The 8,104-nt window shown below is 40.9% G+C and carries 5 protein-coding genes; 1 reads left to right on the top strand and 4 read right to left on the bottom strand.

From position 1 onward, the window contains the following. Positions 1-23: 23 nt before the first annotated feature. Genes BFL01S_RS17645 through pcrB form a run of 4 tightly spaced genes read right to left on the bottom strand, consistent with a single transcriptional unit; the run spans position 24 to position 6,224 of the window. Positions 24-1,214: a CamS family sex pheromone protein gene (locus BFL01S_RS17645; protein WP_061786497.1), complete on the bottom strand. Its 1,191-nt coding sequence runs from the start codon at positions 1,212-1,214 to the stop codon at positions 24-26. 13 nt (positions 1,215-1,227) lie between these two features. Further along, complete coding sequence (ligA, locus tag BFL01S_RS17640; RefSeq protein ID WP_061786496.1) at positions 1,228-3,234, bottom strand: NAD-dependent DNA ligase LigA; 2,007 nt, start codon at positions 3,232-3,234, stop codon at positions 1,228-1,230. A gap of 22 nt (positions 3,235-3,256) precedes the next feature. Then, a complete protein-coding gene (pcrA, locus tag BFL01S_RS17635; protein WP_061786495.1) occupies positions 3,257-5,476 on the bottom strand; it encodes a DNA helicase PcrA in 2,220 nt (739 codons plus the stop codon). 43 nt (positions 5,477-5,519) lie between these two features. Continuing rightward, the gene (pcrB, locus tag BFL01S_RS17630) at positions 5,520-6,224 is read right to left on the bottom strand and encodes a heptaprenylglyceryl phosphate synthase (RefSeq protein WP_061786494.1); all 705 of its coding nucleotides are present in this window, start codon (positions 6,222-6,224) and stop codon (positions 5,520-5,522) included. A 462-nt stretch (positions 6,225-6,686) separates the two neighbouring features. Between pcrB and BFL01S_RS17625 the strand changes: the two genes are divergently transcribed. After that, entirely contained in the window at positions 6,687-8,069 is a 1,383-nt protein-coding gene (locus BFL01S_RS17625) for a glycine--tRNA ligase (RefSeq protein ID WP_061786498.1), read from the top strand. The last annotated feature ends 35 nt before the right edge of the window (positions 8,070-8,104 follow it).

Here is an 8,104-nt window from a genome sequence, read left to right as displayed (position 1 = left end):
CTTATGTCCCAGCCTCTTTTAACTTAGTTTTCGTAAATATGCACGGTTGGCGTTTCTTGATCAGGCTTACGGATAATCAGTGCTTCCGGACCGTTTACAGACGTAATGGAAATGCTTGTTTCCATATAGTCTGGGAAATGATCAAGCATTAATCCAGCAACATACTGAGTAAACCCAACAATTTCACCTTTTCCGTAAAATTGAATTGGGATTTCAATGGACATTCTCTGCATCTGACCATCGATATAATGACCTTTCCCTACTACACTTGTAAAGTTCGGGAAGTAATCTTCAATTTGTGCTTTGAATTCATTAAACTTCATTGCATCATCGCGATAGTCTTTATCGGCAGCAGATGACGGGAATAGGTAATACTTTTCATCAACTTTATCCCAGCTGTTCACTGAGTTACGTCCTTTGCCAGCTTGGCCAACGCTAATGAAGTTCCCAGGTGTTAAAGAAGATTTTGGATTTTGCTTAAAGATTGCCACCGTGATTGGCACTTGTTCTAGTCCCTTCTTTTTACGCATACGATCCACGATGGTATTTGCTATCTCTTTGCCTCGCTCTTCAATTTCTTTATCATCCAGCTTAACTTCACGAGCGTATCCATCTTCTTGCGTATAGTAGTGGACAGAGTTCATTGCCAGACCAATAACTACCCCGCCAAGCGCAACTTTATCGTCACCGTCTTGAACTAAGTAGTTTTGCTCCGTAATGTGAGCCAAATACATGGGGCTTCTTTCATTTCGTGCTTTTAAGTCTCCATCACCCGTATCGGCTGGATTGAGACCTTCATTCTTTAATGAATCACGATCATTTTCCTCTGTCTTATCCTTTAGTTCTTTAAACTGCGCGTCTGTTTTCTTACGGCTTAACCATGAACGAATCGTCTCTTTGTCTAGATATTGCCCTTCTTGGAACACATATTTGTCAGGTGAAAAATCATCTTGCGCTAGACGCATTAATCCTGTTTCAAACTCTTGAATATCAAGGCGATTATTCATATTCGCTGCTACAAGGCCTCTCGCTACTCCCGGTTTATAAGGAAGAATTGTCCGGTAATACTCATCTGAAATGCTGTATTTTGGGATAACAGCTTTTTCATTTTTATCATCTGTTTGTTGAACAATCTCTTCCTCTTTCGAAAAATTAGGTGTACATGCTGAGGTTATAAGCATGACCATAAGAGACAGTAAAAATATCTTTTTCAACTATACACACCTCTTATTTGTTTAATTCAATAAGTAACCTCGCTTCGTCCCACACTTCAATGCCAAGCTCATTTGCTTTAGCAAGTTTAGAACCTGCGTCTTCCCCCGCAATGACAAGGTCTGTTTTCTTACTTACACTACCTGTTACTTTTCCGCCTAAAGCTTCAATCTCCGCCTTTGCTTCACTTCTACCTAACTCTTCTAATTTACCAGTTAAAACAATCGTTTTACCAGCAAAAACAGAATCCGACTCTTCTACATTGACTGGTTTTGGGCCTTTATACGTCATGTTAACGCCGTCTTCTTGAAGCTCGCTCAACAGCTCTTGCACTTCTTCTTGTGAAAAGTATGTAACGATTGCGTCGGCCATCTTATCACCGATCTCATTAATTGTCACTAACTCATCATACGTTGCTTTTTGCAACTTGTCCATCGTATCAAATTGTTGTGCTAGGGTTTTTGCTGCTTTGGCACCAACGTGACGAATGCCTAGACCAAATAGCAACCTTTCAAGAGAATTCTCTTTAGAAGCTTCAATGGCTTTTAACAGATTATCCGCTGATTTCTCACCCATTCGCTCAAGCTCAATTAACTGCTCTTTTGTTAGTTCGTAAAGATCCGCTACGTCTTTGATTAACTCTTCTTTAAAGAGTTGAGTAATCACTTTCTCACCAAGACCATCAATATTCATTGCATTGCGAGACACAAAGTGAATGAGCCCTTCACGAATTTGAGCTGGACAGCTTGGATTAATACAGCGAAGCGCTACTTCTCCTTCCAAGCGAACAAGTTCACTCTCACATTCCGGGCAGTGAGTTGGCATCGTAAACTCTTGTTCCTCACCCGTTCGTTTTTCGGTAATTACATTCACAACTTCCGGAATAATATCGCCCGCTTTCTTAATAACTACTTGGTCGCCGATGCGAATGTCTTTTTCACGAATCAAGTCTTCATTGTGTAAAGATGCGCGCTGCACGGTCGTACCGGCAACCTGCACAGGTTCTAAAATGGCCGTCGGCGTAATAACACCTGTACGTCCAACCGTGAGCTCGATATCTTTTAGAGTTGTTACAACTTCTTCTGCAGGAAACTTATAAGCGATTGCCCAACGCGGACTTTTTGCCGTTGTACCAAGCTTACTCTGTTGCTCAAACGAATCGACTTTAATAACAATCCCATCGATATCATAAGCAAGAGATGGGCGTTTTTCCTGCCAGTTTTCAATGTAAGCAAGAACTTCTTCAATGGTAGCACATTTTTGACGCTCTTTATTTGTTTTAAAACCAAGATGGTCTAAAAGGTCTAAGCTTTCACTATGAGCTTCTACTTCCTGCTCACCCGCATCCGTCATTGCATACACAAAAATATCAAGATTTCGCTTTGCTGCAATTTTAGGATCTAACTGACGCAGTGAACCAGCAGCGGCATTACGAGGGTTTGCAAACGGAAGCTCTTCATTTTGAATCTTAGCTTCATTTAATTTTTCAAATGACTTTCTCGGCATGAATGCTTCTCCGCGCACTTCCATTGTCACCGGGTCTTTTACACGAAGAGGAATTGAACGAATTGTTTTCAGATTCTCGGTGATGTCTTCACCAATTGTCCCATCTCCACGCGTAGCTCCACGTACTAGGTAGCCATCCTCGTAAAGTAAAGAGACTGCTAAGCCATCGATTTTCAACTCGCATACATAGGAGAAATCATCTCCTACGACTTGGCGAATACGACGATCAAAATCACGCAAATCCTGCTCATCAAACGCATTGCCTAAGCTGAGCATCGGCGTGCGGTGCTCAACCTTTTGAAAGGCATCAAGCACCTGGCCGCCAACGCGCTGAGTAGGAGAATCTTGCGTTTTCAACTCCGGAAATGCTTCTTCTAATTTAATCAGCTCGTTCATTAAGCGGTCGTATTCCGCATCCGGAACTGTTGGCTGATCTAATACATGATACTCATAGTTATAGCGATTTAAAAGCTCATGCAACTCTTGAATTCTTTGTTTGCTCGTTTCAAGATCCATATCCTTACTCCTTTTTCACACATTATACTTTTGTTACAGGTGCAAATTTAGCCAACAGACGCTTTACTCCCACTGGACTTGGAAACGCAATGTCCAATTCTTTTGAGTCTCCTTCTCCTTTAACACTAACCACTGTACCGATACCCCATTTTTTATGCTCCGCTTTGTCGCCAACCCTCCAGCCAATTGATTCGCCACCGGTAGACGTGAGCGTTGTTTTTGCAACGGCCGCTTGTCTGCGAGCAGCATATGGTGATGCGCTTCTTCCGCTTGGCTGCATCGGTGATTTCTTCGCTTCATTCAGCGACTCGATTAACTCAGATGGAATTTCGCTAATAAAGCGTGATGCCGGGTTAACGTTTGTCTTACCGAATAGTGTGCGCATTTGTGCGTTTAATAAGTAAAGTTCTTGTTCCGCACGCGTAATTCCAACGTATGCTAAGCGACGCTCTTCTTCCATTTCCATATCTTCAAAGAGTGAGCGGCTGTGTGGGAATACGCCTTCTTCCATACCAATTAAGAACACAACCGGGAATTCAAGTCCTTTTGCAGAGTGAAGAGTCATTAAGATAACTTGTTCGTTCTCATCTTCCTCTTCATCAAGCTGGTCGATATCAGCCACAAGCGCCAAGTCCGTTAAGAACGCGACTAAGCTTTTATCTTCGCTTGCTTCTTCAAAGGTTTTCGTAACAGATAAAAACTCATCAATGTTCTCTAAGCGACTTTGAGCTTCTATTGTTTTTTCCGTTTTGAGTGACTCTCGATAGCCCGTTCGCTCAAGTACTTCTTCCACAAGCTCTGTTACAGACATATAGTCTTGCATTTGAGCTAAGTTATCAATCATTGCTTGGAAATCTCGAAGCGTATTCGTTGCTTTGCCGGTTACCCCAATTAGCTCTACTTCATCAAGTGCTTTAAAGATTGAAATATCATGGGTTAGTGCATAGTTTGCTACTTTATCAACAGACGTTGCTCCTACGCCTCTCTTTGGTACGTTCACAATGCGCGTTAAGCTAATATCATCATCTTGGTTTGCAATTAAGCGTAAGTACGCCAAAATATCTTTAATCTCTTTACGGTCGTAGAACTTAATCCCACCGACGATTGTATAGTTAATATTCGATTTTAATAATACTTCCTCCATCACACGCGACTGAGCGTTCGTGCGATATAGAATGGCAAAATCGCTATATTTGCGTTTACCAGCATCTACGGCTTCTTTAATTTTACGCGCTACAAATTGAGCCTCATCATGCTCGCTCATTGCCTGATAGCGATAAAGCTTTTGGCCATCTACGTTTTCTGTCCATAAATTTTTCGCTTTTCGGTTCATGTTGTTGGCAATAACTTCGTTCGCTGCTGCTAAAATATTTTTTGTTGAACGATAGTTTTGCTCTAATAAAATAACCGATGCCTTTGGATAGTCCTTTTCAAAAGAAAGAATGTTGGTAATATCCGCGCCGCGCCAGCGATAGATAGACTGATCTGAATCACCGACTACGCACACATTTTCAAAGCGCGCCGCTAGCAATCGAACAAGCATATACTGCGCATGGTTTGTATCTTGATACTCATCAACGTGAATATATTGAAACTTACGCTGATAGTAAGTGAGTACTTCTGGAACACGCTTAAAGAGCTGAATCGTCGTCATAATTAAGTCATCAAAGTCCAGCGCTTGATTTTTCTTAAGGCGCTTTTCATACTTTGTATACACCGTGCTCACGACTTCTTCGTAAGGACCTGCAGCTGTTTTTGCAAAGTCATCCGCTGTTTTTAACTCATTCTTTGCAGAACTGATGCTTCCTAGCAATGATCGTGGATCGAATTTTTTCGGATCTAGGTTTTCTTCTTTTAAGACGTTTTTAATAACCGATAACTGGTCTGTTGAATCGAGAATAGTAAAGTTTCGATTATAACCAATTCTGTCAATGTCTCGGCGTAGGATACGCACACACATGGAGTGGAACGTCGAAATCCAAATATCTTCTGCTACTCCACCAACGATTGCACTAACACGCTCTCTCATCTCACGAGCCGCTTTGTTTGTAAACGTAATCGCAAGGATATTCCAAGGCGCCACTTCTTTTTCAGCCATTAGATACGCGATGCGATGCGTGAGCACACGCGTCTTTCCGCTTCCTGCGCCGGCCATGATTAACAGCGGACCATCTGTTGTTTTTACCGCTTCTTTTTGCTCTGAGTTTAATCCCGTTAATAATTTTTCACTTAGAAAATTCATCATTTCACCGCCTAATCAAACATATGTTCTATTTTACTTTACTTTATTTTTCGTTCGCAACATTCTTTTTCACTGCATCTACTGTTTTTAACGCTGTTGATAAATCATCATAGATGACGTTCCCAACAACTACCGTATCTGCTATTTTCCCCATTTCAGTAGCCTGCTCTTTCGTTCTAATACCGCCACCGTAGAAAAGCTTTGTATTAGTTAACGACTTTTTTACCTTTTCAACAATATCAGGATTCCCGTACGTACCGCTATACTCTAAGTAAAAGATTGGTAAATTAAACATTCTTTCTGCCATTTGCGCGTACGCTACAATATCATCAGCGTCTAGGTCTGTTTTCGCACTCGTTAAAGTTGCTACTTTGGCTTCTGAATTTAGCACGCAATACCCTTCTACAAAGATTTCATCCCAATCCATAATTTCTCCATATTCTTTCATTGCGTGATGGTGTAAACCAGAGATCCACTTTGGGTCACTGCTGTTCAATACGGTTGGAATAAAGTAAGAGTCAAAGCCAGGAGTAACTGATTCAATTGTCGATACTTCTAAAGCACACGGCACCGTATAGCGACGAATACGCATTAAAAGCTGCAGCACGTTATCTAACGTAATGCCGTCTGACCCACCTACTATTACCGCGTCTGTACCGGACTCGCATACTTTTTCTAATGCTTCATCTGAAATTTCTTTATTTGGATCTAATTTAAATACGTGTCTCCATTCTTTTATGTCGTACATTGTATGAACCTCCATCTATTTATCCCGCAGCTCTTCACTATGCATTAACTTAACGGACTACTTTCCATTTGTTCATTATAACAAAACTAAGATTGGGAAACGAAACGAAAACTAATCTTTTTTGTCCACATTAATCAAAGCGAAAAAAGCATTTTGTTATAACGGTTATTGTATCCCTGCATAGGATATGCTAATATATAGCTACAAAATTGTATAGCCATACTTTGAAGGATTAATAGTACTTAAACCCTCTGCAGTAGAATAGCGATTTAGGGATAGTGAAAGCCTAAAGCAAGATTTAAGGAAAAGGCAATCTGGAGTATATACATGTTTAAGGTGGATACAGTACGTATCAACCAGGGTGGAACCGCGGGAAAATCTCTCGTCCCTGGGCATATGCTTGCATATGCCCAGGGACGAGAGATTTTTTTTATTACATCATTTATTATTGGAGGAATTATTATGAAAAAATCAATGGATCAAATTGTATCTCACGCGAAGCATCGCGGCTTTGTTTTTCAAGGCTCTGAGATTTACGGCGGCTTAGCAAACACTTGGGATTACGGTCCACTTGGCGTAGAACTTAAAAATAATATCAAAAAAGCTTGGTGGAAGAAATTCATTCAGCAGTCTCCTTACAACGTAGGGTTAGATGCTGCTATTTTAATGAATCCAAAAACATGGGAAGCTTCTGGTCACTTAGGAAACTTCAACGATCCAATGATTGACTGTAAAGATTGTAAAGCGCGCCATCGTGCTGATAAATTAATTGAAGAAAAGCTTCAAGAAAAAGATATTGAAATGATTGTAGACGGTCTTTCTTTTGATGAAATGAAAAAGTTAATTGCAGAGCATGAAATCACTTGCCCAGAGTGTGGTTCCGCAAACTTCACAGAAATTCGTCAATTTAACCTAATGTTTAAAACACACCAAGGGGTAACAGAAAGCTCTACAAACGAAATCTACCTTCGTCCTGAAACAGCTCAAGGTATCTTTGTAAACTTTAAAAACGTTCAGCGCTCTATGCGTAAGAAACTTCCTTTTGGTATTGGACAAATTGGTAAAAGTTTCCGTAACGAAATTACGCCAGGTAACTTTACGTTCCGTACGCGTGAATTTGAACAAATGGAGCTTGAGTTCTTCTGTAAACCAGGAACTGAACTAGAATGGTTCGATTACTGGAAGAAAACATGTGAACAGTGGCTATTATCTCTAGGTATGAAAGAAGAGAACATTCGACTTCGTGACCATGATTCAGATGAACTATCTCACTACAGTAACGCAACGACTGACTTTGAATACAAATTCCCATTTGGCTGGGGCGAACTATGGGGCGTAGCATCTCGTACAGACTATGATTTAAAACAACATATGGAGCACTCAGGTGAAGACTTCCAATACGTAGATCAAGAAACAAACGAGCGTTACGTACCATACTGCATCGAGCCTTCTTTAGGCGCAGACCGCGTAACGTTAGCGTACATGATTGATGCATATGAAGAAGAGGAACTAGAAGACGGTTCATCTCGTACAGTAATGCGCCTACACCCTGCTTTAGCACCGGTAAAAGCTGCGGTATTACCGCTTTCCAAAAAGCTTTCAACTGAAGCTCAAGCCGTATTTGCTGAATTAGCAAACGACTTTATGGTTGACTACGATGACGCAGGTTCAATTGGTAAACGTTACCGTCGTCATGATGAGATTGGTACACCATTCTGTATCACATTTGACTTTGATTCATTAGAAGATAACCAAGTAACGGTTCGTGACCGCGACACAATGGAACAAAAACGTGTGCCAATTAGCGAGCTAAAATCCCTTCTAGAAGAAGCTGTTAAATTTTAATAAAGAAAAAGCGTGAGACGAATGGGACTGACCCC

The organism is Priestia flexa NBRC 15715, from assembly GCF_001591565.1.
GTDB classification, from domain to species: domain Bacteria; phylum Bacillota; class Bacilli; order Bacillales; family Bacillaceae_H; genus Priestia; species Priestia flexa.
This window is presented reverse-complemented; position numbering and strand designations above follow the sequence as displayed.